Genomic DNA, 24,371 nt, shown 5'->3' on the forward strand with positions numbered 1-24,371 from the left:
TAACTCACCCTTGTACAAAATCAATAGATTTGATGACTCTCATCATCTTATCTTCTAGCTCTTTAGAATCTAGATTGCATGACTTAACAGAATCCTTACAGGCAATTCGGCCAATAAAGCTTGTTCCTTTATCTTGATTATTAGAATTTATATATGCATAATACCAATAGGTATTTTCTCCATTACCCTCTGAAACTTTTTCAGCAAAGTAGAATGTGTTTTCATTGTGTGTAAACTTTTCAAATTCCCCTTCATAATTTGCATTATTGGAAAGAAGGTGCAGGTTCAACTCTATATCACTTGATCTGGTACTATTTTCATAAGTAAAGCTATAATACATTGAAGTGTTTGCTTCCACACTTTCCTCTAAAAATGCTACTGCTTCAAAACCGTTACCATTTCTTTCATATGTTCCCTTTTCCACATATGCATCTTTTGGAAATAATAATGTGAAACCTTTGGTCATTGATTCAAAAAGATAAAAACCTTCTTCTACTTCTTCTGTGGATTTTAAAAAATCCTTGGTAAACTCATCATTATATGCAACTGATTCATGTGTAGTATCATCATCAGTATGCTGATTTCCACCACTATTTAAATTCATTCCACATCCCCCTAACAAAAGTACCGAACCTAATAATCCTAGAAGCATTGATTTCTTCATAGCCCTTCCCCCTAGGCAACGCCATCAACGTGGCATAATATGTATTTTCTAAAGACTTATTCCCTATACCTTATACAAATAATCCCTTTTATCTAAAAATTATATTAAATTATTAAAAGTTTTTTTGGGTCTTTTTTATAGCTATATAATAATTACCACGTGATTTAAATGTAGTCAATTTGACTGAAACGATTGTCGAATCCTGTCTGTTAGTAAGGTACTAACCAGGAATTAATGTTGTACGTATTTTATAGTTCATTAGCATGATTAATTGTTTATAAATGTAGATTTCTTAATTAATAATTGTATAAAATATGTTAAAAAATATTTAATCAGGCCTTTTGTATCATTTTTGTTTTTCTTTTTACGATGACACAAAGTATTAACACACCTTCTCTCTTACCGTTTGAACTTCTCTTCCACTGCTTCCGGTCTTGAGACGTCCTCTCTGTTACCGTTTGACCTTCCTTACCTCTGTTTTTGGTCTTGAGAAGACTTCTCTGTTACCATTTAACACCTTCTTCAACAATTTAAGGACTTGAGACCTAAGGAGTTTTTCAAAAAGTTCAGTTAAACAAAAAAAAAAAAAACGGATCTCCATTATGAAATCCGTTCGAAACTCTTCCTTATAATATATTTTATTTCGGCTGCATTCTAATTGCTCCATCTAACCGTATAGTATCACCATTCAACATTGGATTTTCTATGATACTTTGAACCAGTTGGGCATATTCTTCAGGGTACCCCAGTCGGGATGGAAATGGCACCATCTTACCAAGGGAATCTCTTGCTTCTGCTGGTAAGGAATCAAACATTGGGGTGTGAAAGAGTCCTGGAGCTATGGTCATAACTCGTACTCCAAATGACGCGAATTCCCTGGCAATCGGCAAGGTCATTCCTACTATTCCACCCTTGGAAGCTGAATAGGCTGCCTGGCCGATTTGACCGTCGAATGCTGCGACGGAAGCGGTATTAACAATGACGCCTCTTTCCCCTTCTGCGTTCGGTTCGTTCTCCTTCATTCGTTCAGCTGCTAAACGAATGACATTGAATGAACCTATCAGATTAATAGAGATAACTTTCGAAAAGTCATCAAGCGAATGAGGCCCTTTTCGGTTCAATACTTTTTGGGCCACTCCAATTCCAGCACAATTCACCACCGTATTTATGTACCGAAAAGTTTGAATGCCATTATCTAAGGCGTTGCAAACATCTTCTTCCTTTGTAACATCTGTTTTTACAAATAGGAAGGAATCACCTAACTCTGCCTTTAACCTTTCACCTCTTTCTTCTGATAAATCTGCAACAACTGCTTTTCCTCCTTTAGAAACAATATTTCTGACAGTTGCCTCCCCAAGTCCGGAAGCTCCCCCCGTCACAAGAGCTACACAGTTTTGAATGTTCATAGAAAACTACCTCCTTTAATGTATTACTAAAGTTTATGCAAAAAGCATGCCAGTAAAGTTAGTAGTGTTTTCAAGATAAGTGTATGGAATCTGTACAACATGTATGAATACCGGAACCATCTATATAAAAGAAAGGGACACATCGCTTTCCAAGATGTGTCCCTCACCTTCTCTTATTTTATTTTCACTTTGATTTGTTCTGTAATTCTTGCAGGGTATTCTACAATTTTCAACGTAATCGGATTGACCATTTTATCCGTATCCAAGATCATCCCTTGTTCAAACATATTTGTTCCATCGATATATGAATATGTTCTAGTGTTATATTCATGAATGGTCCCACTTGCATCCACGATGTTGTTATCAAAAAGTGAAAAGAAGTAATTATGGTCCTCTGGGTCGACCTCAATCTGAAAATATATCCCTTTCACGTCTTTTTTTCCATCTTCAAGCCAAACCTTTTTTAACCGCTCATCACTTGGTGCCTTGATGAAGCTTTCATTTTCTAGGTCTATAACAACTTCTAATTCGTTTTTAGGGAGAGCGGTAAACGAGGAGAAGACCAGGTCAAGTTGCTGAGGTTCAGAAAAGTAATTGCTCTCAAAGTACATTACAATTTTGTTATCATCCATTGAAGAGCCACCGTCTGAAGTCCATCTATTACCTTTTTCATCTTCTAGTGCAATATCATCAAAACGAAATATTTCGTGTGTATTAGACTCGTCATATTCTAAGAATAACGCAATTCGGGTTGGATGAATTTCCATCTTTTCAAAGTAGATGGACTGTCCGCCTCCTTCTACGGCCTTGTCAATTAAAATCTCTTTCGTAATTGCTGAAAATTTTCGTGTATCAACTTCAATAGGAAAATTCAGGCCATTTATAGCCTCTACTTCATTTATATTAATGCCAGTTTCTAAGTTAAATTTTTCAGGAATTATCATTCCATCGGGATAGGTAACTTTTAATTCACCTGAAACCTTTTCACCTTTCCTTACTTCACTATGACTTCCATAAGTCATCCCGTACTCACCGAGTTTTTCACCTGACTGTGATGTCAATTTGATATTACTCAGGTTTATTGTGGAATGATTGTTATCACTTTCAATGGTATAAAACACAAGCATCTGCGTTTCATCCACTATGATGGCATCTATCGTCAATGACACTCCATCTTCCTCTTTTGTGAATCCCACTTCTTGAAGGTATTCGTTTTCTACAGCGGACATAATTCCTTTATTATGACGAATCAGCTCCACTATCCTCTCCATTCCCGGAATAGTGCTGACGTAGTGTGCGAATGCCGGGGATACCCTAATGGTGGTAAGGAAAATGATAAGGAGGATGCTTGCAGCAACCATGCCAATTCTCCAGAAAGGAGGTCGGGTAACCTTGTTACCTTTTCTGATTCCACTTCTAATGTAATCATCAATATCACGAGGGATTTCTACATTACCGTACTCCTTCTTTAACTCATGCAACTTCTTTTCTTCTTTTTCAAACATGCTTGCTTCCTCCCTTCTCATCCCAGTAAAGACGTAATTTTTCCAAGCCTTTTCTTAACCACGTTTTCACGGTATTCTCTGAAGAATCCATTACTTTAGCGATGTCTTTTATCATAAAGTCCTCCATATAACGGAGTTGAATGACTGTCTGATATGGATCACCTAACAATGAAATAGCCTCTTGGACTTCCAATTGCAGTTCATTATCCTCTGTATACGGCTCTTCCATCTTCATTTGCATATTAGGCTCCCGTTTTTTCTTTTTCCATTCATCCCTGCAGTAATTGATCATGATCTTTACAAGCCACGTGGAAAAATAGTCTGCCTGTTTAAGTTTTTTTATCCCTTTGTATGCTCGGTAGGTTACCTCTTGAATGGCCTCAAGGGAATCCGCTTCATTTTTCAAGTAGGAATAGGCAATTCGATAGAGTTGTTCCTTATGTGTTGAGATCAAGGTAAAAAATGCCTCTTCATCCCCCTTTTTTGCTTTCTCCACCAACCATTTCTTCTCCAAAACCTCACGCTCCTAAAAGCTCTTTTGCTGTCATCTACTCATTAGACATTTTGATCTATCAAAAAGTTTTAACAAAATAAAAAAATCATCTGTTGTCTTTCCGAACAGCTGATTCCATCTAGAATATACAATATTTTAACATCCATTCTTATATTTTTTCTTTATTACCCAGGCATTCCACTTCAATTATTCGACATTTCACCCTTAAATACTAGATACATCAGCTTAAATTTCTAATAATTATTTATAATCTGTTAAAATGATTACAAAGATACCAATTGAAGGAGTTTATGCCAAATGACCAAACGATTAATGCTTATTACCCAAAATATCGGAGATGCATATACTCAACAAATTAAGGAAATCGCTCCAGACTTTGACCTTATAATAGGCAAAGACAAAGAAATCTGGGCACCCCATTTAAAGAACGCTGAAATAATCGTTGGCTGGAAAAAGGAACTAGATAATCTTTCGCTAATCAAAGGCTCTCCACTTAAGTGGATACAATCCTGGAGTGCAGGTGTCAACAACATGCCCCTGTCTACACTATCTGAAAAAGGAATTATCTTAACAAGTGCAAATGGAGTTCATGCTTACCCAATTTCTGAGACGATCTTTGCTTTGATGCTAGGGTTGACTAGAAAAATTCATACATATGTGAAGCAACAACAGCAAAAAGTATGGCATCATGCACAGATGAACCTTGAAATTCATGAAAAGACTTTAGGTATTATCGGTGTAGGAGAGATTGGAAAAGAAGCAGCTAAAATTGCAAAAGCTTTTCGTATGAATGTTTTGGGTGTTAGACATTCTGGTAAACCCACTGACTATGTTGATGAGATGTATACCCCAGACAGGCTCCATGATATTTTGCCAAAATGTGATTATGTAGTCATTACACTTCCTTTAACGGACGAAACGGAAGAAATGTTCGGAAGAGAAGAATTTAATCGTATGAAAAAATCTGCTTTTCTCATTAATATAGGGCGCGGCGAAGTAATAGTAGAAAATGAACTTGTACAGGCCTTACAAGAGAACATAATTGCTGGCGCAGGGCTTGATGTCTTTATCAAAGAACCGTTAAATGAAAACAGTCCTTTATGGGATATGAATAATGTCATCATTACCCCTCACACCTCAGGGTCCACCGAACATTATTCTAAACGTGTAATAGAGGATATATTTATCCCAAATCTCAAACACTATCTAGAAAATGAAAAGCCCTTAATAAATGTTGTGGATTATAATAAAGGTTATTAAAAATGGTTTAACCCGCTAGGTTTAAGGGTAAATACGGAGAGAGTTAGGGGGAACTATACATGCATCGGAATAGTCAATTACATAACTTTTTATTAGAAAAAGCAAAAGTTCTTACAGAAGAATGGTATGAATCCTTGGATAAAGTCAATGCCAAGGGGGTTTATGCCTCCACAAATCCTGATATAATTGCCACATTAAAAAAGCAAAATTTTGAATTTCATCTACAATTATGTAAAATTTTTATTGAAGAAGAAGAAAAATTCTTCAAGGACTTCGAGACTTGGATATTGTCTATTGCACAGGATGATCAGCATCTAAAAACGCCAATACACCATATTTTAAAGGAATTCTTTCGGGTTCGGGAGCAGTACTTGGAATTTATTGACGAATTTGTTTCCCTGCACCAAGAGGAAAAAGAGCAACAGTTGTTATATAACCATATGATCACGAAAGCTTTCGATAATGTAGTGTTTAAGTTCGTTGAAGAAAATCAAAAATATGCAGAAGAACGCCTGCAAGCACAGCAAGACATGATTAAAGAGTTAAGTTCGCCAGTCATTGCCCTTGATAATAACCGAGCACTCTTGCCTTTAGTTGGAGATATTGATACAAGCAGAGCAAGATTCATTCTCGAAAACACCTTGGAGCAATGCGGTGAAAAAGGTATCAATCATTTATTTATAGACCTTTCAGGCGTGGTAATTATAGATACACTTGTTGCCGACCAAATATTTAATCTCATTAAAGCGCTGAATCTAATTGGTGTGAAGACGACCTTATCTGGCATCAGACCGGAAATTGCCCAAACCACTGTTCAATTAGGTTTATCTTTTCAAAACGTATCCATCAAACCTACATTGGCAGGCGCACTGACGCTGCCTCCTGTTACTACTACCCGACGCTAACATGTCGGGTTTTTTCTTTTCTAGCCTGATAAAAAATGGTTTATTGTGTTTAAAGTCTATCTAGAAAGAGTATTTAAACTATATATATCTGAGTAGGTAAGATATATGAAAAATAGGAAGAAATCCCCTTCTTCTTATAAAAGGAGTGAAAGAGATGGAGAAGTTACTTAATGAGATACTAGCAGAATTAAAAGAAATAAAAGCATCGCAATTAGCGATTATGAAAGAGCAAGAATCTTTGAAACAAAATTGCGTTGATTTAAAAAGAGGTGTTACCAACCTAAAGGATGGACAACAAGAGAAAAATACGTTAATTAAGCACACCCTTACACTCCAAATTGAAAATATGCTAGAAATAAGGAATGCGCTAAGAACATTGGAGCAGAACCAGAAGCCATCTGTCATTCCAAAATAGTCGTTCGAAAACAGAAAACACTTCGCTCAATAATGGAGGAAGTGTTTTTCTATTTTACCTTTTGAGCAACTGCACTATTTTTCAATCTATTTAATTCCCGGTAAATGTCTAAAATCTCTTCTTTTTTCATTCTCACCAGACCACTGGATGATGGTGCCACAAAATCAATGGTTCCCTTAACTAAGGTCCTATTTTGTATGCCCCAATCTACTTGACGTACACCGCTATATTCCTGATAAACCCCTTTTCCTACAAAGCAGACTATTTTCGGTTGAAAGTGTTCTATCTTTTCTTTCAACTCCAATCTACCCTTTTGGTACTCCTCTTTGGTAATGTCCGCCGCTCCTACAGTCGGCTTCGAAACGATATTAGTCAAACCATAATGTAACTCTACTAACTTGAAATCCTCAGTTGGGGCATACTTTCTTGGAGTAAGTCCTGATTCAAAAAGGATGGTCCAAAACCTGTTAGTTGGGTTTGCATAGTGATGACCAGTTTCACCAGAGCGGATACTTGGATTGTAGCCCACAAAAAGAATATCTAGATTATGGTCGATATGGTCAAATATCTCGTCCATATTTTCACCTCTCTTCTTCTATTCATTTTATCAAGATTAATAAAAAAGACCAAACGGATGCTTCCCGCCTAGTCTCTTCATTATCTATTATTAAGCGGATAATTTTCTGCTTGCATTAAATAATCCCGACTTTTACTCTAGTTGAAAGATCCGATTTATGTGAAGTACGAACCCTTTTGCGGTATCTTGGAATGGAATGTAACGAAGATGTAGGGGCAACGCCTAAAAAAGCGGAAGAGGTCTTAGAAGTATTTTAATGTTTGGCGGCATTTTCATATCTTCTTGCGCTTGCTTCAGATAACGATACATTGCTTTACTGCCAACCGAGTTTGCAGAATGAATAGTAATTCTTTCCGCATACAGCTCGTTCTCCACCATCTTATGAACGAGCAGCAGACCATTTCGATGTTTATTCAACAAGTCATGGTCCAAAGAGAGATGCCCAATCGCATGGTTCTCTAACAAGGTGAGGCACTGGTCAATGTCTTCTGCGAGTATATACCCATCAGGACATGTTCGACTATCATCTAGAAAAACATTGATTTTCAAGATGACACCTCCAAATATTCGACTTAGCTACAGTGTAACATACTTTCGTTACTAATTTTTTCCTAGATGGTACAAGCTTTCTCCTAAACTCTTTCATAGCAGGGCTGCCAAGAAAAAAATAGGAATAATGTACCATTTTTAATTCTTAAGGTTTTTTGAATTCAGGAAAATCAAATACCCACTTCATCCAAAAGGATTGTAGTCTATTTTGGAGGCGATCATATTCTTGATATTCCTTTGTGTATTGTTGCTTAAATGAATACGGCACTTCTCCTTCTGCCTCTTTTTTTATATATTGTTCTTCTAATACTTCCAGCTTTTCCATTTTAATCTGTATGCTATTATAGCTTAATACAGAGAACAGCCCATACAACAACCCCATGAAAGCTACATACAATAGTAAGAATTTCTTGACGTTTCCCACCTGCATCTCTCCTTCGTTTTTCTACATAGTATGACGTAATGCGGGATTGTGACAGGACTATTACAAATAAACTCCACTGCAACATAATGGTTTGCAACTTGGTGGTAATGAAGATAGAATTATAGTAAAAGTGGTTGTGCTGGAGGGCTATGGTTTAAATGGGTATTTTAATTGATGTCTTAATTGTTGTCGTTTTTTCTCTAATTTTTTTTGGTGTGTATAAATACGTTATGAAGACGATTAGGAAGTATTAAAAAAACGCTCCCAGGGTAAATTGGGGGCGGTTTTGTATTTATTTTGAGGTAACTTATTTTATGAAGATGGCTATTTTACTGATTATCTCTCATAACAAGGAGAGGGATAGAAAAGAAGCGCTTTATTTTACAGAAGATCCTATATATAGCTCAACTGTCTAATAGGGGCGCTCTATTTTACCGAAGACCCTTTATTTATAGCTCAGCTGTCTAATAGGAGCGCTCAATCTTACCGAAGACCCTTCATATGTAGCTCAACTGTCTAATAGGGGCGATCTATCTTACCTAAGACCCTTGATTAATCGCTCAAAAGTCTAATAAGAGCGGGAGTGCTCTATCTTATCAACCTCTCATTCTTATAAGAGCATCAATATACTATTTAAACCTTGGCATTTTCATGCCTCTTCGAATAGATTTTTTCCTGAATAAAAAATGGAGCATACAATAGGAAAAATATAACCAGCACAACAAGTTCCAAGGTGAGGATATACCAAGGATAAGGACCTAGAAAGTCTATTAGACTTGCATTGGTAGGCTTCTTCGCAAGGAACATGTAATTTCCTCCCGTCAGTCTGTTCATAAAAAACACGACAACAGCTATCACATTCAATGCAGCAAATGCTTTCCAAATGGAAATAAACCTAACCCTGAATTTTTCAACCCATAGCATATAAAATACAGCCATAATAATAGATATGTGAGCAATAAAGAAATGCAAGAAACGGAAATGCGGAAAGTCATAAAACAATTCCGGAGTTAATAATGCCTGCAGGGCACCCCCGACACCCAAAAAATACACCACTTCAAAAACCAATTTCTGCTTAGTCAGGAGCATCCATACACAAAGATATAAACTTATTGAACATAATTGAAGCGGCAATGTGTCACGTATATCCCACATGCTGGTGGAAAAATACCAATAGTTTAGCCATATCTCTGATCCAGCAAGGCCAAAAATTATTACCCATCCTCCACCCGCCTTCATCCATGATCTATTTCTTGAAAGAAAGAGAAAAAGAAGGAGTGCTAAAGTTACGCATAAACTTAAGTAGTGGGAAGTTGTGAAAAGGAGCGAGCCTTCCATATAAGCTTCCGGATCAGTATAAGTATTAAACATCTGCACTGGACCTCCTTTTTAAGAGAACTATAAGAGAAAGGGAAACTATTTATGCAATGTAATTTTCACTTCATTTTGCTTCACTTGTAAATTTACTTTCCCTCCTATTGGAAAAGTGAACATCGGACTTGTATGGCCAAAATCCGCGTTCGCCACTACTGGAATATGGGAGAGCTCCCTTTTTGTTTGAATGATCGTTTGAATCAGCTCGTTTGAAACATTGGACACTTTTTCAAAACGACCTATTACAATTCCTTTTACGCCGTTAAAGCCTGGTTGGTGGATGAGAGATTGCAAGTCACGATCAAAAGTTTTCGGGCACGTCAATTTATCATCTTCTATAAATAATATAGATTCTTCCAAACTAGGCATATATTCAGTACCCTGAAGAAGATTCAAGGTACAAAGGTTCCCCCCAACTGCTATGCCCTCACATTCACCCTCATTGATGATTAAATAGCCTTCATTGGGATGAAAATTTCTATTCTCCTGATCCATATACCACGTATCATTACTCCATTCTCTAGAAGGAGCAATTTCTACGAATGTTGTATCATCAAGTAACATCTTTTTGAAGTACTCTAAGGAATATTCGAATCCCTTTACCATACCAAATGAAGAAAAATGAATACCTGAATAAGTGACAAGACCAGTTTTTGCATAAATCGCGTTACCTAGCGCAGTGATATCAGAGTACCCACAAAAGATCTTTGGATTTTCTCTTATAAGATCATAATCAATATAGGATAATAGTTGATTTGCCTGGAATCCTCCTATGGTGGTCAGTACGGCTTTTACATTTTTGTCACTGAATGCCTCATGTAGATCCGCAATTCGAGATTCAATAGAGGACGTTAATAAACTGTTAGATTCATTTATATGCTTCCCAAAGGTCACTTTTAGTCCCAATTGTTCTAGCCTATAGGTCGACAACTCAATATTTTCCTTTGACAGGATAGAATGAGAAGTAGAAGGTGCAATAACCCTCACTTCATCCCCTTTTTTAAGTCTTTCTGGTACCATCATTACCCCAACCTCCATCAAAAACCATTTACCTACTATTCTACCAAACAACCCCACAAAACTTCTATAACTTTCCATAAAACCATAGCAAAAATAAAAACTTTACTAGAATAAGAATATTTATGCAAAAAATGAATAAAAGGGGTCAGACCCCTTTTTTCATTCTTCACAAAATAGTAAGAATTTGCAGGTTGAGAAACGGTGTGTGGTATGTGTATACTTGGTATTACAAGTTTTTTTATTTGTTTTTTTGGGTATTGATTGTTGATTTGAAATATGCAAAATAAGTGAGGACTATTATGTATTATAAAACGCTTACTCATTCGTCGTCGAAAGAGTGGATTGTGCTGTTTCATGGGTTTGGTGGAAATTCATCGATTTTTTATAAGCAGCTGAAAGCTTTCCGCGCTGAATATAATATTCTATTATTAGATCTGCCTGGTCATGGAAAATCTCCATATCCGAATGGTGTAGATCTTTTTGAGTATTCCTCTGAACAGACGATTGGCATTATGAATAAACTAAAAATTGAATCCGCTCACTTTGTTGGCATTTCTCTTGGAACCATTATCATGCAGGAAATTGCGCTCCGCAACCCATCTGTCATTAAGTCTATGGTACTTGGCGGCGCAACACCAAAGCTCAAAAAATGGGGAGAATTTCTTTGCCGACTGTCCGTATTCTATCCTCTGAGAAAAATACTGCCACATATGGTACCTTATCGTATCTTTGCCCGGGTACTTCTACCAAAGAAGAATCACTCAGATTCAAGAAAAGCCTTCATTAAAGAGGCTTATAAACTTTCCAAAGAAACCTATTTAGGATGGGTCCTTTCTGGTCTGAACGGTTACACCACATACGATCGGTTGAAATCAAAAAAGAATAAGATTCCAAAGCTATATATTTCCGGTTCTGAAGATCATATGTTTTTAAGCAATACAAGAGAATATGTTAAGCAGGAAGAAAACTCCACATTAGAAGTTATTCAAAAATGTGGGCATGTATGTAATATTGAAGAAAGCGATAAATTTAATGATCTAGCCGTCTCTTTTATGAAACGCGTGGATAAAATTAGAATTACTGCATAAAAGGCTGGAGGTGACCACTCTCCAGTTTTTTTATGTTAAATAAAAACCACAAGGCACCTAACTCGCACCTTGTGGATTCTCTACCTTATTTCTTTTTCCCCCCACGTACTCCAGTTGTGATTTTCTTCCACTTTTCTTTTTCCGCAAGTTGAGCACGTTTATCATTTTTTCTTTCCAAAAATGCAAGTTCCCGCTGCAGTTTTACATAGCTTTGGTACCTCGTGGCTTCCAGCGTACCTTCTTCAATCGCTCCCCGCACTGCACATTTTGGTTCATTGGCATGCTTACAGTCTCTGAAATAACACTGCTCTGCCAGGTCTTCGATATCTTGGAAACTGTGACTGATCGCGCCATCTGCTTCCCATAATTGAAGCTCCCTCATACCAGGAGTATCCAATACAAGACCACCAGTAGGCAACATATACAACTCTCGGTAAGTTGTCGTATGTTTCCCCTTGTCATCGTCACTACGAACCTCTTGAATAAGTTGCTTCTCTTCCCCAAGAAGATAATTCGTCAACGTAGATTTCCCAGCTCCTGATGAACCTAACAAAGCAACTGTTTTTCCCTCAGCAAAATACGGTTCCAGTTCTTCTAATCCCGTTTCTTCCTTTACACTTACTGCATGAATCGGAACACCAAAGGCAACTGCTTCCACCTCGGCAATTTTCCCAGTAACATCTTCACACAAATCGGCTTTCGTCAAAACAACCACTGGGTTAGCCCCACTTTCCCAGGCCATCACTAGATACCTTTCCAATCGCCTTGGGTTAAAATCATAGTTTAAGGACTGCACTAAAAAAACGGTATCCACATTTGCTGCGACAATCTGTTCTTCAGTGGTTAAACCTGCAGCTTTTCGTGAAAATTTACTGAACCTCGGTAACATGGCATGGATCGTTGCTTTGCCTTCCTCCTGACGTTCACTTAATACAACCCAATCGCCAACAGCCAGGTAATCCTCCCGAGTTACAGCTTCAAATCTGTATTTCCCTGATACTTCCGCAAGACACTCCCCAAAGTCCGTTTCTACTCGGTACAATCTCTTATGTTCAAGCATCACTCTGCCCACTGTAAATCCTTGCTCTTCATATTCAATAAAAGAATTATTTAAAAATTCATTCCAACCTAATTGATTTCTTTTCAATGTGTTTTCCTCCTAATGGAAAGTAGATATTTTTTGGCAAAACAAAAAGACCGTTCGCACGGTCTTTTGCAATACATTTATAAACCATGAGACGTTACGTCACAGCCCCATGGAAATCTACATTCTCATCGGTAAAGGAACATGATAATTTAACGGTTTCCATGCAAGGGCTGTGATTTATTATTTAGTTGAGATAGGTTCACTACAATTAACTTTTTCATAAAACATCCCTCGCTTCCGTTAATTTTTATTACAATATTTATCATATGGTATTATTATCTAAAAGTAAATAGGCTATCTGAATTTTCTTATAAGAATTTAATTTGCTTCCACTTGAGCCAATCTCTTTTTCTGCTTCGATTGCCATGTAACAGAAACAAGGATAGTTATACTCAGAACTAATAAACCTAGTATAAACGGGTAGATGATATTAATATCATAAAGAATCCCTGCAAGTGTTGGCCCCAATACGTTTCCAATACTCATATACGCATTGTTCATTCCCATCGCAAATCCCTGCTCATTGCCTGCCAACTTAGAAATTAATGTATTGATGACAGGTCTTAAGATAGAAGTTGCCAAAAAGATAATTAAAGTGACCCCAAAGAATACACCATAGCTTGATGCAAATAATGAAACAAAGAAACCAATTGCTGCTACACATAAAAAGATGTTTAATACATCGCCTTCCCCAATAGCACGTACAATTCGATCAACGACAAAAAGCTGAACAATTACACTGATTATTCCTGTAGCAGTAATCATTACTGCAATCTCCTGTGGGGTTGCGCCAAATTGATTATCGATGAATAATCCAAGGACAGACTCATAAGCCATTAATCCAAAACTCATCACTAGCGTAATGATAAGTGGTATAAAATACGGTTTGTTAACCGATAATGCCAGCTTTTTGATCATCGGCTCTGGATTTACCTCTTGTGCCAATATCGTTTCCTTTTCTCTGCTTTCTTTTAACACAAGAATAGAGAAAACAGTTGCAACGAGTGAAATCAATGCAGATACCAACAAAGGAGTCTTTAAGCCAAAATCAGCTAAAAATCCACCAATTCCAGGTCCAATTACGATACCCAATGACATGGCAGCGGAAATGTAACTGTTCCCCTTCGCGCGTTGTTCCATCGTGGTAATATCCGCTACATAAGCAAATAGGGCAGGAATTAACAAGGCTGCTCCTATCCCTCCTATGACACGTGAAAAGTAAAGCATCCAAACTGAATCAAATCCATAAAAAACGAACATAGATAAGGTCAACCCCGCTAATCCGAGAATGATCATAATTCGTCGTCCGTATTGATCGGCCCATTTCCCAGCAAGTGGTGACATGACGAACTGCGCACCAGCAAATATGGCAATCATGAGTCCAGCAGCCAATCCGCCTTGCCCGATGGAATCAAGGTATGCCGGAAGAATAGGTATAATTATCCCGAAACTCCCTACGGCAATAAACATATTTATCATTAAAATAATCATTTTTTTACGTTGTTCAGGTGCCATTTTGTCACTTCTTCCTCTTATTTATTTCGTGCCTCTTACTAAATCAACTTTAGTATTTTATGACTTTTAGAGGCCAGTGTCAATGGAAGATGTTATTCCTGATTAGATTACAACAAAAAATGAATCGGGCGGCTTTTCCAAAGTATCGGGCGATAATTGAAGATTACGGGCGATTCTGAAAAATAATCGGGCGATAATTGAAGATTACGGGCGATTTTTTCTACTTTACAGGCGATTATTCAAATAATCGGGCGATTGAGGATTATACTCTGCAAAAAAAGGTTGCATAATACTCCAGAATTTTAGGAGCTATTTTGCAGAAAAGAGGATTATCTGTCTGTTATAGAGAATTAACTTACTATAACCTATTCTTGGAGGCCTACATATGAAAATTTTAGTGATTGGCGGTACTCGTTTTTTAGGCAGGTTTATCGTAGAAGAAGCGTTAAAGCAAGGCCATGAAGTAACGATGTTCAATCGTGGAAATCATCATGATTTGTTTCCACAGGTGGAATGTATTGTAGGAGACCGCAATAAAGACCTTTCCCTTCTTGAAGCTGGGAAATGGGATGTAGCCATTGATACGTGCGGCTTTACTCCGAAAGCTTTAGCTGAATCTACCAGGGTGCTTGCGGATAAAGTAGAACACTATACTTTTATATCAAGCATTTCGGTCTACAAAGATTGGATTCCCCCAAATATTAAGGAGGATTATCCCGTACAATCCTTAACGGAAAAACAAATAGAAGAAATAGGCTTTGGAACACAAGAGCAGATCAATGCCCATTATGGTGCTTTGAAAGCAGAAAGTGAAAGCGCGGCAGAAGAAAATATGCCTAATAAAGTATTGCATGTCCGTTCTGGCCTTCTTGTTGGTCCATATGATTATTCTGATCGTTTCTCCTATTGGGTTAATCGCGTAGCTCAAGGCGGCGAAGTGTTGGCGCCTGGACGAAAAGAGAGAGAAATTCAGTATATAGACGCAAGAGATATGGCTCTATGGATACTGAAAATGGCAGATGAAAAAATAACCGGTACTTTTAACGTAACAGGACCAATAACCCCTGCAACAATGGAGGATTACCTGTCCACTTGTAAAAAGGTCTCAGTTTCAGACGCGGATATTATCTGGGCAGACGAAAGTTTCTTATTGGAACAACAAGTCGCACCTTGGACAGAAATGCCGCTTTGGATTCCAGAAGAGCATCCACTTGTAGAGGGCAGTGAGCCTTGGCGAGGGTCAAGTTCTATAAATATTGAGAAAGCCTTGGAGCACAGATTGGAAGTTCGACCATTAGAAGAAACCGTAAGGGACGTACTTGACTTTGAATCATCAAGAAAAGATGAAGAACGAAAAGCGGGAATTCATAAAGAGAAAGAACAAAATGTGTTGAATGCTTGGAAAACGAGAGCATAAATCATATGATAAAAAGCCTGCGATGGTAGTACTCGCAGGCTTTTTTCATTTTAAATTTAAATAAAATGGGCTTAATTATTTTTCATGTACAAGCGACAAATTTCAACCAACAACGTCAAATTAAGTGTAAACAAATTTACTAAACTGGAGTGTTCAACATGAAAAAACATCAAAGAGCCGTGCTGGCTTTAGCTATTACACTTGGGCTTTCGGGTGCACTTGGTTTCTCATCCTTTGAACCAGCATTTGCGACAAATACTAATGAGGTAATAACCATCAAAAAAGGGGATACGCTGTACAGCCTTTCTAAGAAGTACAATGTCAAAATCGATGAGCTCAAAAAAATGAATGATTTAACAAATTCAAAGATTATTGCTGGAGAGAAGCTCATCATTAAAGAAGTAACAGACATTGTTGTGAAAAAGGGCGACACACTTTACACACTTGCAAAAACTCACGGAACTACCGTAAAGAAATTAAAAGAATGGAATCTGTTAACCTATGAGAATATTTATACCGGTCAAAAACTACTAATTAAAGCTCCTGTCATAATGAAAGTGAAAAAAGGGGATACACTGTACTCCTTAGCCAAACAGTCTAACACTTCGGTAGAGCAGTTAAAGGACTGGAACAATTTAACTTCTGATACCATTAAGATCGGCCAACAACTCTACCTCTCCCCTTCTCCTGAGAGCTTCACTATTACAGTAAAAAAAGGGGACACCTTGTATTCCTTATCTAAGAAATATGGAGTAAACGTTAATGCATTAAAAGAACTTAATAATCTCAGCTCCAACACTATTTATTCAGGGCAGGAATTAAGACTAAACTAAAATAAGATTGAAACTATTTTCCTTCTTAATCGTATTAATAGCTATAGAATAAAGGAGGAACAGCGAATGAAAAAGACTGTCTATTTTTCAGATAACTTCTTCTCTACTGGAGAAACGGAGATATTTGATGAGGATCAAAAAATCATTGGAAAATTAGATTTAAGGAGTGCTTTTTCTGCTGCTGTAGATGTTAATACTCCAGCTGGCGATATTATAGTAAGCGGGAGCTTTGGTTTTTTCTCTAACAAATGGTTTGTAAAAGACCATCAGGAAAACGAGATTGGAGAACTTCGCGAACGCTTTGCTTTCTTTAAGTCCATCTATGAGTACAAAGCACACGGTCGAGGAATTTATAGGTTGGAAAGCCCCGCCTTTTCAAGGGAGTACACATTGTTTGACGAAAACGATGAATTGGCTGCCGAATTTAAAAGAATAGACAGCTTCTTCGAGTCTCCGGCCTTTCAGTTGTCTGATTACACTCCGGATCTTGATACCGAGGAACTCGTCGCAGTGGTGATGGGGATGAACGCTATTCAGAAAAGACGACGCTCACAAAACGGTTCTGCGGCAACATAATTCTATATGGAAAGTGGCAGTCAAAAGATCCGTTTCGACCTCCCGACTGCCATTTTTTATGCTAATTCCTTTTTTAACCTCATCAATTTTAACAACTCATTATCCATAGAGGTATATTCCTCACTATCCCTATTAACCATGCTGATTTTCCCCAATAATTCCGTAATCCTCGCCTCCAAAATCGCAACCTTTTCACTGCTTTCTTTTTCAGAAGATGCCACCTGGCTCCTTCTTTTCTCTTCATACTCTTTTATGCCAGTTTCCACTCGTTTTATTCTCTTATTCTCAATCACCAGCAGTTTGTCACATAGCTTCTCAATAAAATAGCGGTCATGGGAGATAACGATGAGCGTACCAGTGAACGTAGACAAGGTGGCTTCCATCTGTTCTCTGCTTGGTAGGTCCAGATGATTGGTCGGTTCGTCGAGGATTAAAACATCATATTCCTGCATGATCATATGAACCAACTTCACTCTTGTTTTCTCGCCAAGGCTCAGGGTACTAAGTGGTTTGGTGAGATTTTCCTCATGCATTCCCATATTTGCAAAAATGGTTCGAGCTTTGGAAACACGTTCCCAGCCAATAAAATCTAAAAATTCCATGGCAGTTTTATTCATAGGCATGTCACTGACTTCCTGGCTCAAATAGGCAATTTTTAAGGAAGCACTTTTCCACAGTGAACCTTTTGAAGTATATTCCTGTTCCAGTAGCATTTTAATAAATGTGGTTTTTCCTGAACCATTTTCACCAATCAACCCTATTCTCTCTCCATGCTTCACATAAAAATGACTTTTTTCAAAGAGAAGTCGTTCACCAAATTGTTTGGTTAGCCCTTTCGCCTCCAAAATTCTTTTACCTCTTTTTCCGTCCGTTTCAAATTCAAATTTGACCTGGACTTCTTCCTTCGGCTTTTCCACTTTATGTTTAGACAGTTCGAGTTCCAACCTTTTTGTCTTTGATTTAATTTGGTTATCCTTTTTCTTTGCTTTTACCCGTTCAAATTCTTTTAAGCCCATCTGTTTACGCTCACCAGGGTTATCCCTCTTGCCTGCTTCTCTATGCGCCTTTTCAGACCACTGTTTCAAGTTGGCAACTTGATCTTCAATTATTTTAATTTTTCGTTGCTGCTTCCCATAGTCACGGATTTGCTGATCGTGACGACGCTGTTTCTCTTGGCGATATGCTGTGTAATTCCCTTCATACTCCATTAACTTACAATCTTCTATTTCATAAATCTTAGAAACCGTCTTATCCAAGAAATACCTATCATGAGAGATGATGATCGCTGCACCAGCAAATTTACTTAGTTCTGATACTAACCAGTTCACACCTTTCATATCCATGTGGTTAGTCGGCTCATCTAAGCAGAGCAACTGTGGAGATTGCGTCCAGATTTTTGCCAAAGCCAACTTCAGTCTCTCACCACCGCTTAAAGTGTCGCAGGATACTTCATCACGTGTAATGGATTTTGCGAGTCCCAACTCACTTGCCGCACGTAAGAGACCTTTAGCTTCCTCCATCATTTCTTCATCTGTATTAACGGTATAATCGGTGGTTTGAGGAAGATACCCGATCTTTAATGAAGCTGGAAATTTAGAAATACTTCCCGAATCGGGTTTGATTGAACCCATCATTAACTTCATCAACGTTGTCTTCCCCGCTCCATTCCAACCGACCAACCCTATTTTCTCACCATTCCTTATATCAAAGGAAATCTCCTTCAAAATATCCCGTTCGCCAAAACTTTTATTTACTTGTTTCACTTGTAGTATCACTGTCATACATATGCACCTCATTATCGTTTTTTATTTATAAATGAGCAGCCATCGTATCAACCATCACAAAAAACCTCCCCAGAATCCTGGAGAGGTTTAAAAGAAAAGTCGATTGCATATGCAAACTACGCCTATTCTACAAGTAAGTATCACAAAATAACACTAATCCAAAATGGATAGCGAAACAACTATACACAGATACTTATGGCAGGTAAAAATGGGCAGACTAATCCAATTCTCCAGGTTCCTCATTTTATCAATCACATGAGTTCACTCCTAAGAAATAGATTAATTCCACATCGCGCCTTGTACCTTCCTTTTCTCGTATAGTATTGCATTATTAGTATATTTTCCCTTTTCAAAATTGTCAATCGTAATTATAAGCAATGTTTAATAAAATATTCCCTTGTTTCCTCGTGGGCAAGCTTTCTAAGCACCTCTTCTTTTTTGAAAATACCAATCTCACTTATCTCGTCATCTTGTGGCAACCAATCTTTGCTATCCCCTTTATACTCAACAAGAAACATGGTTGTCACTTGGGAATGATATCCTATCCTTTCTGCAATGTCTTGAGGAAATTTAAAGCTTATTTTTTCTTCAAATTCTTTTATAACAACAAAGTTGTCCTTCCCTGTTTCTTCCTTCAGTTCTCTCCGTACAGCCTCGCAAGGAGTGGAATCTGTTTTCTCCACACCGCCTTTGATAAAATCCCATTCACCCTGGATTTCTTTTTTGCCATCTGTCATATTAATTTTTGTTTTTAGTATTAATATGTATTCCATGCCTATTGTTACAATTGCTCCAACTGCTTGTCTAACTCTCATAAGCGTCCTCCTTCACCGTTATCTGAATTTTTTCTCATTTTTATGATATACTATACATAAAGAAACAGAAACCATCATAACGGAGGTTATGCAAGACATGGAATATCTTTTTCCAATGATTGCGCTATTCTTGTTAGGTATGCTTGTTTTTTCAGGTGGCGGATTAATGGCGTACCTGAACAAAAAAGTTCATTTTGTCAGTGTCATTCTAACAATGGTCAGTTTTGGGATCTTTTATAGTCTGATTGCAAGAATTACCGACCTATTGCCCGCAATTATTACGATGTCCACCGTTCTATCGCTGTTAGGGATCTGGGTTGTGAACAACTATCGTACTGTCAAAATGACGGCAAAAGAATTAGATAAACAAACTCCATAAAATAGTGTAACCCAAGCACATAACCACATAAGGTTGTGTGTTTTTCCGTCTAAAGTTGTATGAGGTCTTCGCACTTTTTCCGGAGGTCAGGTTGAGAGACTCCTAATACAATAAAAGTAATTCTTAATTATCAGGAGGTTACTTTCAATGAAGAGCACGGAATTATATGAAACGCATGTGAAAACGGTTGATTTGGAAGCGGCGGTTACATTCTACAAAAGCCTGGGATTGAAGCTTGCTTACTTTTTAGAGGATAGGAGAGTGGCATTTTTCTTTTTAGGTGATGCAGAAAAGAAGCAGCAGATGCTTGGAGTTTGGGAGGTTAATAAACATGAGTTTGTTCGCTCCCATTTTGCTTTCAAGGTCACTCTCGAGCAGTTGAGAAGTGTACCACAATTTTTACATGCAAAAGGTATTGCGCTTTCCTCGAGTTTTGGATTGGACGTAAGTGAACCCGTTGTCCACGCATGGATGCCTGCTGCCTGCTATTATTTCTCAGATCCGGACGGCAATAGCTTGGAGTACCTCGCTCTCCTTGAGCAAGAGCCCAAACCAGAATTAGGTGTCTTACATTTGAGCGAGTGGGAAAAGTTGGGCTAATTACTACTGGGCAGAGTAGGAAGCTGAGGTTACTTGCTTGTTATTTTTCAAGCCGTCGATAGCAAATGTCCGAAGATTTTTGAAAGTTGACCGAAGATTCCGCGTTATTGACCGAAGTTTTTGAAAATTTGTCCGAAGTTTTCCGATATTTGGCCGAACCAAAAATCTAAATGACCGAACCCCAGGTAAAAGTTGACCGAACATCACAGCGATTTGACCGAACTTCCAGTTTTTCAAGGTTTAAATGACCGAAGCAAGGAGAATATTGTCCGAACCATTTTTTCACATCCATAAAGCATCTATTTTCCTTAAAAAAACAACATTTTTTTAAAAACTTTACCCTGCATGCCCTGATGAGTTTATTACTATTTAAAAAAAGCGCAAAAAAGCAGCCCCGTATGTACTACTCCATTCTAAAAAGCCGCCCCGACAACCATAAAGGTTACCAAAGCGGCTCCAATCATTAACCATTCTTCAAAGACAAACTTTCTCTCAGATACCCAAAAGGCGTCTGAATAGCTTTTACAACATATTTATTCCCTGTTACCACTGTCACCAGAATACTCAACAACAGAAGCAACATGTATCCTGCTGGTGAGTTGACTGCTTGGCCAAAGCTCGTTTCAAAGAACCACTTGATGATAAAGCCGTGAAGGATATATACATAAAACGATCTTCTTCCGATGCCGGTAAAGATATATTTATCTTTAGGCACCAATGCGAAGAATGCAATGGTTACAAGCATGCTGCCGGCATATATGCCGATACGCATCAACATATCAGTTAAAGAAGAAAACGTGTAAGTTCCATAAAGAATACTCGCTCCGTCAATTCCGCCTAACCAAACATAAATACCAGCAAACAACACGACAAGAAACGCCGAAGCGTGAACACGGTATGCGCCATTTTTCAATTTCTCAAATAGGTCTGTTCTTGTTAGATAATACCCTATCAAAAAGAATGGGAAGAAATAAAACGTTCGATCTAAGCTTAAGAATCTTTCTGGAATATCAACGAAACCGATTACGATACCAAGTAGTATTGCAATAGGAATACTGTAGCGAGCTTTGAATTTCCCAAACAGGGGCAACATCAGTTTCCAGGCAATCATACTCAATAAGAACCACATTGCCCATCTCGGAGTGAAGTATTCCAAAGTCATAGATGGATCAGCATAAAGCTGACTGTAAAACAACGTATAGATAGTCTGCAAAATTAAATACGGTACTAATAATCTCGTTATAATTTTTACGTAATAGCCTTTTTTATGAAAGTTGGTACTGAAATGACCGGCTAAAAGGATAAAGGCCGGCATATGAAAAATAAAGATAAAATGGTAAATGGACACAAGCCACTCATCATTTGCTCGATACGGCGAAATGATATGTCCAAATACAACAAGAAAAATCAAGATAAACTTCGCATTATCAAAGAAGGAATCGCGAGTTTTCATGGTGTTCTCCTCCATTTCCAGTTATACGAAGGTATTTACCCACATTTATGCACCACATAAACATGGACATATATTCATTCGAAGAGTATAACATGAACTTGTCCGTTGGAGGAATGAAAAAATTTCCTTTCAGCATCCACAAAAAAACAGATGGACCCCTGCATCCACCTGCCACAATCAGTACAATACATCTTCCCCTCTTAAAAACCTAGTCAGCCATTCTACTGCTTCCTTTTCATCCGACCCTTCCGCTTTTACTGTCACAACACTTCCATTAGAGATACCGAGTGACATTAACCCGAGGAAACTCTTAGCATCAATTACCTTGTTATGCCTTACTACGCATATTTCTGAAACGAAACTACTTGCTTTTTCCACAAAGTAGTGAGCTGGTTTTGAATGAAGTCCATTTTCAAGTGAGACTGTTATTTGCTTGGATACCATAAAAAATCCCCCACATTACCAAATTTATATATGGTATGTGAGGGTGAATGACTTCATGAATAATTTTCGTAAAATAGTACTTTTGCCTAAAGGAAACTTATTTAATCATCATCTCTACACCAGGTCCAATCGGGATGCCACCTAGCGCAAAAATAACAAGTAAGATAATCCAGACACCCAAGAATATTAGGCTGTATGGCAACATCAAGGCGATTAATGTTCCAAGACCTGCTTTTCTATCATAATCTTTCATAAACGCTAAGACGACGATAATGTATGGATTCAATGGGGTAATGATATTCGTGGATGAATCGGCAATACGGAAAGCCGCCTGAATGAACGCCGGATGATAATCTAGCATCCAAAACATCGGAATAAAGATTGGAGCCATTAGTGCCCATTGTGCAGATCCACTGAAAATAATCAAGTTCAATACTGCTGCAAGAATGACAAATCCAATGATTCCAGGAATCCCTGTCAAGTTCATACTCTCTAGGAATCCAGCTCCGTTAACAGCAATCCAAATTCCAAGGTTAGACCAGTTAAAGTATGCGATGAATTGCGCCGCAGCGAATATAAGAACGATATATCCTGCCATGTCCTTCATGGATTCTGTCATCAATTTTGGCACATCAGCAGTATTTTTTATTTTTCCAACGGTTATTCCATAAGCAACGCCTACTACAATAAAAAAGAATAGGGTAATAGGTACAATCGCTGTCAGAAACAGAGAAGGAACCAAACCACCGTCTTCATTCCTTAAAATGGAGTCAGGCCAAAATACTCCAATTGCCAAAAGTACTAAATATGCGAATCCTGCCAAGACCGCATTTCTTAACCCTTTGCTTTCAAGAGGATTGGGCTCTTCTAGTTCCTTGTCGACTTTTCCTGTATATGTTCCAAGACGAGGTTCAATAATTTTTTCTGTTATTAAAGCACCTACTATTGCCAGGATAAACACAGAAATCACCATAAAATAATAATTGTCCACAGGTGTGACGATTAACGACTCGTCAAAAGGTTTAATGGCTTCTGTCGCAATCCCTGACAATAATGCATCGGTACCAGCAACAATAACATTGGCTGTAAACCCGGCACCAACACCCGCAAAACCTGCTGCAAGCCCTGCAAGTGGATGCCTGCCTACTGTATAAAAAATCATCGCAGCAAGTGGCGGTACAATAACAAATGCGGCATCAGACGCCAGGTTCCCTAAAATACCAGTACCAACTACTGCATAGGTAATTAAGGCTCTTGGTGCATTTAAAATGGTTTTTTTGATACCAGCTTCAATTAACCCGACCTTATCGGCAAGGCCTATTCCGAGCATCATTGCCAACACTAGACCTAATGGAGCAAATCCTGTGAAGTTTGTTAGCATGGAAGTTAGGATGAATTCAATTCCTTCCCCCGACAATAAACTTTTTATGGCTAGTTCTTCCCCAGTTCCGGGATGTTCAACTGTTACTCCAAATTGATTGACTGCAAAGGAGACTCCAATGATAAAAAGAGATAAATAGACAAATAGCATAAAAGGATCTGGTAGTTTATTCCCTAGCCGCTCGACACCTCCTAAAAATCTATCAAGCATCGAGGTAGTTTTCTCTTGCTGTGTTTGTAACTGACTCATTTTCCTCACTCCTTTTAGGTATAGTTCCTTTTTTGTTCCGAAAATCATTCTAATTTTTGGTTATTTACAATCACATC

Annotated in this window: 25 protein-coding genes; 9 read left to right on the top strand and 16 right to left on the bottom strand. The window is 38.0% G+C overall.

All coding sequences use genetic code 11. The features are described from left to right. Nucleotides 1–4 precede the first annotated feature (4 nt). The 4 genes from HF078_RS08855 to HF078_RS08870 all read right to left on the bottom strand — a co-directional run bounded on the left by HF078_RS08855 (nucleotide 5) and on the right by HF078_RS08870 (nucleotide 4,089). Nucleotides 5–664: a hypothetical protein gene (locus tag HF078_RS08855; protein ID WP_169290811.1), complete on the bottom strand. Its 660-nt coding sequence runs from the start codon at nucleotides 662–664 to the stop codon at nucleotides 5–7. A 638-nt stretch (nucleotides 665–1,302) separates the two neighbouring features. Beyond that, the gene (locus HF078_RS08860; RefSeq protein ID WP_169290812.1) at nucleotides 1,303–2,070 is read right to left on the bottom strand and encodes a 3-hydroxyacyl-CoA dehydrogenase; all 768 of its coding nucleotides are present in this window, start codon (nucleotides 2,068–2,070) and stop codon (nucleotides 1,303–1,305) included. Between the two features lie 173 nt (nucleotides 2,071–2,243). Beyond that, nucleotides 2,244–3,575 carry a DUF4179 domain-containing protein gene (locus tag HF078_RS08865; protein ID WP_169290813.1) on the bottom strand — a complete coding sequence of 444 codons (1,332 nt, stop codon included), beginning with the start codon at nucleotides 3,573–3,575 and terminating at the stop codon, nucleotides 2,244–2,246. After that, entirely contained in the window at nucleotides 3,568–4,089 is a 522-nt protein-coding gene (locus tag HF078_RS08870) for a sigma-70 family RNA polymerase sigma factor (RefSeq protein WP_169290814.1), read from the bottom strand. The genes HF078_RS08865 and HF078_RS08870 overlap by 8 nt, the downstream gene beginning before the upstream one ends. Nucleotides 4,090–4,386: 297 nt before the next feature. Between HF078_RS08870 and HF078_RS08875 the strand changes: the two genes are divergently transcribed. The 3 genes from HF078_RS08875 (at nucleotide 4,387) to HF078_RS08885 (ending at nucleotide 6,669) form a co-directional block, all read left to right on the top strand. Continuing rightward, entirely contained in the window at nucleotides 4,387–5,349 is a 963-nt protein-coding gene (locus HF078_RS08875) for a D-2-hydroxyacid dehydrogenase (protein WP_169290815.1), read from the top strand. 59 nt (nucleotides 5,350–5,408) lie between these two features. Continuing rightward, nucleotides 5,409–6,254 (top strand): STAS domain-containing protein, encoded by an 846-nt coding sequence (locus HF078_RS08880; protein WP_169290816.1) that lies wholly within the window; start codon nucleotides 5,409–5,411, stop codon nucleotides 6,252–6,254. A 154-nt stretch (nucleotides 6,255–6,408) separates the two neighbouring features. Beyond that, nucleotides 6,409–6,669 carry a hypothetical protein gene (locus HF078_RS08885; RefSeq protein WP_169290817.1) on the top strand — a complete coding sequence of 87 codons (261 nt, stop codon included), beginning with the start codon at nucleotides 6,409–6,411 and terminating at the stop codon, nucleotides 6,667–6,669. A gap of 49 nt (nucleotides 6,670–6,718) precedes the next feature. Here the strand turns inward: HF078_RS08885 and HF078_RS08890 are convergent, their stop codons facing one another. From HF078_RS08890 to HF078_RS08910, 5 genes are all read right to left on the bottom strand, one after another. Beyond that, complete coding sequence (locus HF078_RS08890) at nucleotides 6,719–7,246, bottom strand: mismatch-specific DNA-glycosylase (RefSeq protein ID WP_169290818.1); 528 nt, start codon at nucleotides 7,244–7,246, stop codon at nucleotides 6,719–6,721. Between the two features lie 222 nt (nucleotides 7,247–7,468). Beyond that, nucleotides 7,469–7,795 carry a cyclic-phosphate processing receiver domain-containing protein gene (locus HF078_RS08895; protein ID WP_205831567.1) on the bottom strand — a complete coding sequence of 109 codons (327 nt, stop codon included), beginning with the start codon at nucleotides 7,793–7,795 and terminating at the stop codon, nucleotides 7,469–7,471. A 145-nt stretch (nucleotides 7,796–7,940) separates the two neighbouring features. Beyond that, on the bottom strand, nucleotides 7,941–8,219 hold the full coding sequence (locus tag HF078_RS08900; RefSeq protein ID WP_169290819.1) for a hypothetical protein: 279 nt from the start codon (nucleotides 8,217–8,219) through the stop codon (nucleotides 7,941–7,943). 633 nt (nucleotides 8,220–8,852) lie between these two features. Beyond that, nucleotides 8,853–9,590 (bottom strand): YwaF family protein, encoded by a 738-nt coding sequence (locus HF078_RS08905; RefSeq protein WP_169290820.1) that lies wholly within the window; start codon nucleotides 9,588–9,590, stop codon nucleotides 8,853–8,855. Between the two features lie 45 nt (nucleotides 9,591–9,635). Next, entirely contained in the window at nucleotides 9,636–10,613 is a 978-nt protein-coding gene (locus tag HF078_RS08910; protein ID WP_169290866.1) for a S66 family peptidase, read from the bottom strand. 299 nt (nucleotides 10,614–10,912) lie between these two features. Here HF078_RS08910 and HF078_RS08915 point away from each other — a divergent pair, with 299 nt between their 5' ends. Next, nucleotides 10,913–11,701 carry an alpha/beta fold hydrolase gene (locus tag HF078_RS08915; protein ID WP_169290821.1) on the top strand — a complete coding sequence of 263 codons (789 nt, stop codon included), beginning with the start codon at nucleotides 10,913–10,915 and terminating at the stop codon, nucleotides 11,699–11,701. Nucleotides 11,702–11,786: 85 nt separating this feature from the next. On the opposite strand, the gene rsgA is transcribed toward HF078_RS08915, so the two are convergent. Then, nucleotides 11,787–12,848: a ribosome small subunit-dependent GTPase A gene (gene rsgA, locus HF078_RS08920; RefSeq protein WP_169290822.1), complete on the bottom strand. Its 1,062-nt coding sequence runs from the start codon at nucleotides 12,846–12,848 to the stop codon at nucleotides 11,787–11,789. 318 nt (nucleotides 12,849–13,166) lie between these two features. Continuing rightward, the gene (locus tag HF078_RS08925; protein ID WP_169290823.1) at nucleotides 13,167–14,363 is read right to left on the bottom strand and encodes an MFS transporter; all 1,197 of its coding nucleotides are present in this window, start codon (nucleotides 14,361–14,363) and stop codon (nucleotides 13,167–13,169) included. 385 nt (nucleotides 14,364–14,748) lie between these two features. Here HF078_RS08925 and HF078_RS08930 point away from each other — a divergent pair, with 385 nt between their 5' ends. From HF078_RS08930 to HF078_RS08940, 3 genes are all read left to right on the top strand, one after another. Then, nucleotides 14,749–15,780 carry a Rossmann-fold NAD(P)-binding domain-containing protein gene (locus HF078_RS08930; protein WP_169290824.1) on the top strand — a complete coding sequence of 344 codons (1,032 nt, stop codon included), beginning with the start codon at nucleotides 14,749–14,751 and terminating at the stop codon, nucleotides 15,778–15,780. Nucleotides 15,781–15,938: 158 nt separating this feature from the next. Further along, nucleotides 15,939–16,613, top strand: coding sequence for a LysM peptidoglycan-binding domain-containing protein (locus tag HF078_RS08935; protein WP_169290825.1), 675 nt, complete (start codon nucleotides 15,939–15,941; stop codon nucleotides 16,611–16,613). Nucleotides 16,614–16,679: 66 nt separating this feature from the next. Then, a complete protein-coding gene (locus HF078_RS08940) occupies nucleotides 16,680–17,189 on the top strand; it encodes an LURP-one-related family protein (protein WP_169290826.1) in 510 nt (169 codons plus the stop codon). A gap of 56 nt (nucleotides 17,190–17,245) precedes the next feature. On the opposite strand, the gene abc-f is transcribed toward HF078_RS08940, so the two are convergent. Next, nucleotides 17,246–18,970, bottom strand: a complete 1,725-nt coding sequence (gene abc-f, locus HF078_RS08945) for a ribosomal protection-like ABC-F family protein (protein WP_169290827.1) — start codon at nucleotides 18,968–18,970, stop codon at nucleotides 17,246–17,248. A gap of 371 nt (nucleotides 18,971–19,341) precedes the next feature. Then, nucleotides 19,342–19,788 carry an NUDIX domain-containing protein gene (locus tag HF078_RS08950; RefSeq protein ID WP_169290828.1) on the bottom strand — a complete coding sequence of 149 codons (447 nt, stop codon included), beginning with the start codon at nucleotides 19,786–19,788 and terminating at the stop codon, nucleotides 19,342–19,344. Nucleotides 19,789–19,885: 97 nt separating this feature from the next. On the opposite strand from HF078_RS08950, the gene HF078_RS08955 reads away from it, so the two are divergent. Further along, nucleotides 19,886–20,167 carry a hypothetical protein gene (locus HF078_RS08955; protein WP_169290829.1) on the top strand — a complete coding sequence of 94 codons (282 nt, stop codon included), beginning with the start codon at nucleotides 19,886–19,888 and terminating at the stop codon, nucleotides 20,165–20,167. Between the two features lie 147 nt (nucleotides 20,168–20,314). Further along, nucleotides 20,315–20,767, top strand: a complete 453-nt coding sequence (locus HF078_RS08960) for a VOC family protein (protein ID WP_169290830.1) — start codon at nucleotides 20,315–20,317, stop codon at nucleotides 20,765–20,767. 463 nt (nucleotides 20,768–21,230) lie between these two features. Here the strand turns inward: HF078_RS08960 and HF078_RS08965 are convergent, their stop codons facing one another. From HF078_RS08965 to HF078_RS08975, 3 genes are all read right to left on the bottom strand, one after another. Continuing rightward, nucleotides 21,231–22,220: an acyltransferase family protein gene (locus HF078_RS08965; protein WP_169290831.1), complete on the bottom strand. Its 990-nt coding sequence runs from the start codon at nucleotides 22,218–22,220 to the stop codon at nucleotides 21,231–21,233. Between the two features lie 177 nt (nucleotides 22,221–22,397). After that, nucleotides 22,398–22,664, bottom strand: a complete 267-nt coding sequence (locus HF078_RS08970) for an HPr family phosphocarrier protein (RefSeq protein WP_169290832.1) — start codon at nucleotides 22,662–22,664, stop codon at nucleotides 22,398–22,400. A gap of 97 nt (nucleotides 22,665–22,761) precedes the next feature. Further along, nucleotides 22,762–24,294, bottom strand: a complete 1,533-nt coding sequence (locus HF078_RS08975; RefSeq protein ID WP_205831568.1) for an AbgT family transporter — start codon at nucleotides 24,292–24,294, stop codon at nucleotides 22,762–22,764. Nucleotides 24,295–24,371 lie beyond the last annotated feature (77 nt).

The sequence above is a fragment of the Bacillus sp. RO2 genome (assembly GCF_012911845.1).
Lineage (GTDB): Bacteria > Bacillota > Bacilli > Bacillales > Bacillaceae_I > Sutcliffiella_A.

What these genes read in the sequence shown, in the direction of transcription:
- HF078_RS08855 (WP_169290811.1), bottom strand. Translation starts at nt 664, where the DNA reads ATGAAGAAATCAATGCTTCTAGGATTATTAGGTTCGGTACTTTTGTTA.
- HF078_RS08860 (WP_169290812.1), bottom strand. Translation starts at nt 2,070, where the DNA reads ATGAACATTCAAAACTGTGTAGCTCTTGTGACGGGGGGAGCTTCCGGA.
- HF078_RS08865 (WP_169290813.1), bottom strand. Translation starts at nt 3,575, where the DNA reads ATGTTTGAAAAAGAAGAAAAGAAGTTGCATGAGTTAAAGAAGGAGTAC.
- HF078_RS08875 (WP_169290815.1), top strand. Translation starts at nt 4,387, where the DNA reads ATGACCAAACGATTAATGCTTATTACCCAAAATATCGGAGATGCATAT.
- HF078_RS08880 (WP_169290816.1), top strand. Translation starts at nt 5,409, where the DNA reads ATGCATCGGAATAGTCAATTACATAACTTTTTATTAGAAAAAGCAAAA.
- HF078_RS08885 (WP_169290817.1), top strand. Translation starts at nt 6,409, where the DNA reads ATGGAGAAGTTACTTAATGAGATACTAGCAGAATTAAAAGAAATAAAA.
- HF078_RS08890 (WP_169290818.1), bottom strand. Translation starts at nt 7,246, where the DNA reads ATGGACGAGATATTTGACCATATCGACCATAATCTAGATATTCTTTTT.
- HF078_RS08905 (WP_169290820.1), bottom strand. Translation starts at nt 9,590, where the DNA reads ATGTTTAATACTTATACTGATCCGGAAGCTTATATGGAAGGCTCGCTC.
- HF078_RS08910 (WP_169290866.1), bottom strand. Translation starts at nt 10,613, where the DNA reads ATGGTACCAGAAAGACTTAAAAAAGGGGATGAAGTGAGGGTTATTGCA.
- HF078_RS08915 (WP_169290821.1), top strand. Translation starts at nt 10,913, where the DNA reads ATGTATTATAAAACGCTTACTCATTCGTCGTCGAAAGAGTGGATTGTG.
- HF078_RS08925 (WP_169290823.1), bottom strand. Translation starts at nt 14,363, where the DNA reads ATGGCACCTGAACAACGTAAAAAAATGATTATTTTAATGATAAATATG.
- HF078_RS08930 (WP_169290824.1), top strand. Translation starts at nt 14,749, where the DNA reads ATGAAAATTTTAGTGATTGGCGGTACTCGTTTTTTAGGCAGGTTTATC.
- HF078_RS08935 (WP_169290825.1), top strand. Translation starts at nt 15,939, where the DNA reads ATGAAAAAACATCAAAGAGCCGTGCTGGCTTTAGCTATTACACTTGGG.
- HF078_RS08940 (WP_169290826.1), top strand. Translation starts at nt 16,680, where the DNA reads ATGAAAAAGACTGTCTATTTTTCAGATAACTTCTTCTCTACTGGAGAA.
- abc-f (WP_169290827.1), bottom strand. Translation starts at nt 18,970, where the DNA reads ATGACAGTGATACTACAAGTGAAACAAGTAAATAAAAGTTTTGGCGAA.
- HF078_RS08950 (WP_169290828.1), bottom strand. Translation starts at nt 19,788, where the DNA reads ATGAGAGTTAGACAAGCAGTTGGAGCAATTGTAACAATAGGCATGGAA.
- HF078_RS08955 (WP_169290829.1), top strand. Translation starts at nt 19,886, where the DNA reads ATGGAATATCTTTTTCCAATGATTGCGCTATTCTTGTTAGGTATGCTT.
- HF078_RS08960 (WP_169290830.1), top strand. Translation starts at nt 20,315, where the DNA reads ATGAAGAGCACGGAATTATATGAAACGCATGTGAAAACGGTTGATTTG.
- HF078_RS08965 (WP_169290831.1), bottom strand. Translation starts at nt 22,220, where the DNA reads ATGAAAACTCGCGATTCCTTCTTTGATAATGCGAAGTTTATCTTGATT.
- HF078_RS08970 (WP_169290832.1), bottom strand. Translation starts at nt 22,664, where the DNA reads ATGGTATCCAAGCAAATAACAGTCTCACTTGAAAATGGACTTCATTCA.
- HF078_RS08975 (WP_205831568.1), bottom strand. Translation starts at nt 24,294, where the DNA reads ATGAGTCAGTTACAAACACAGCAAGAGAAAACTACCTCGATGCTTGAT.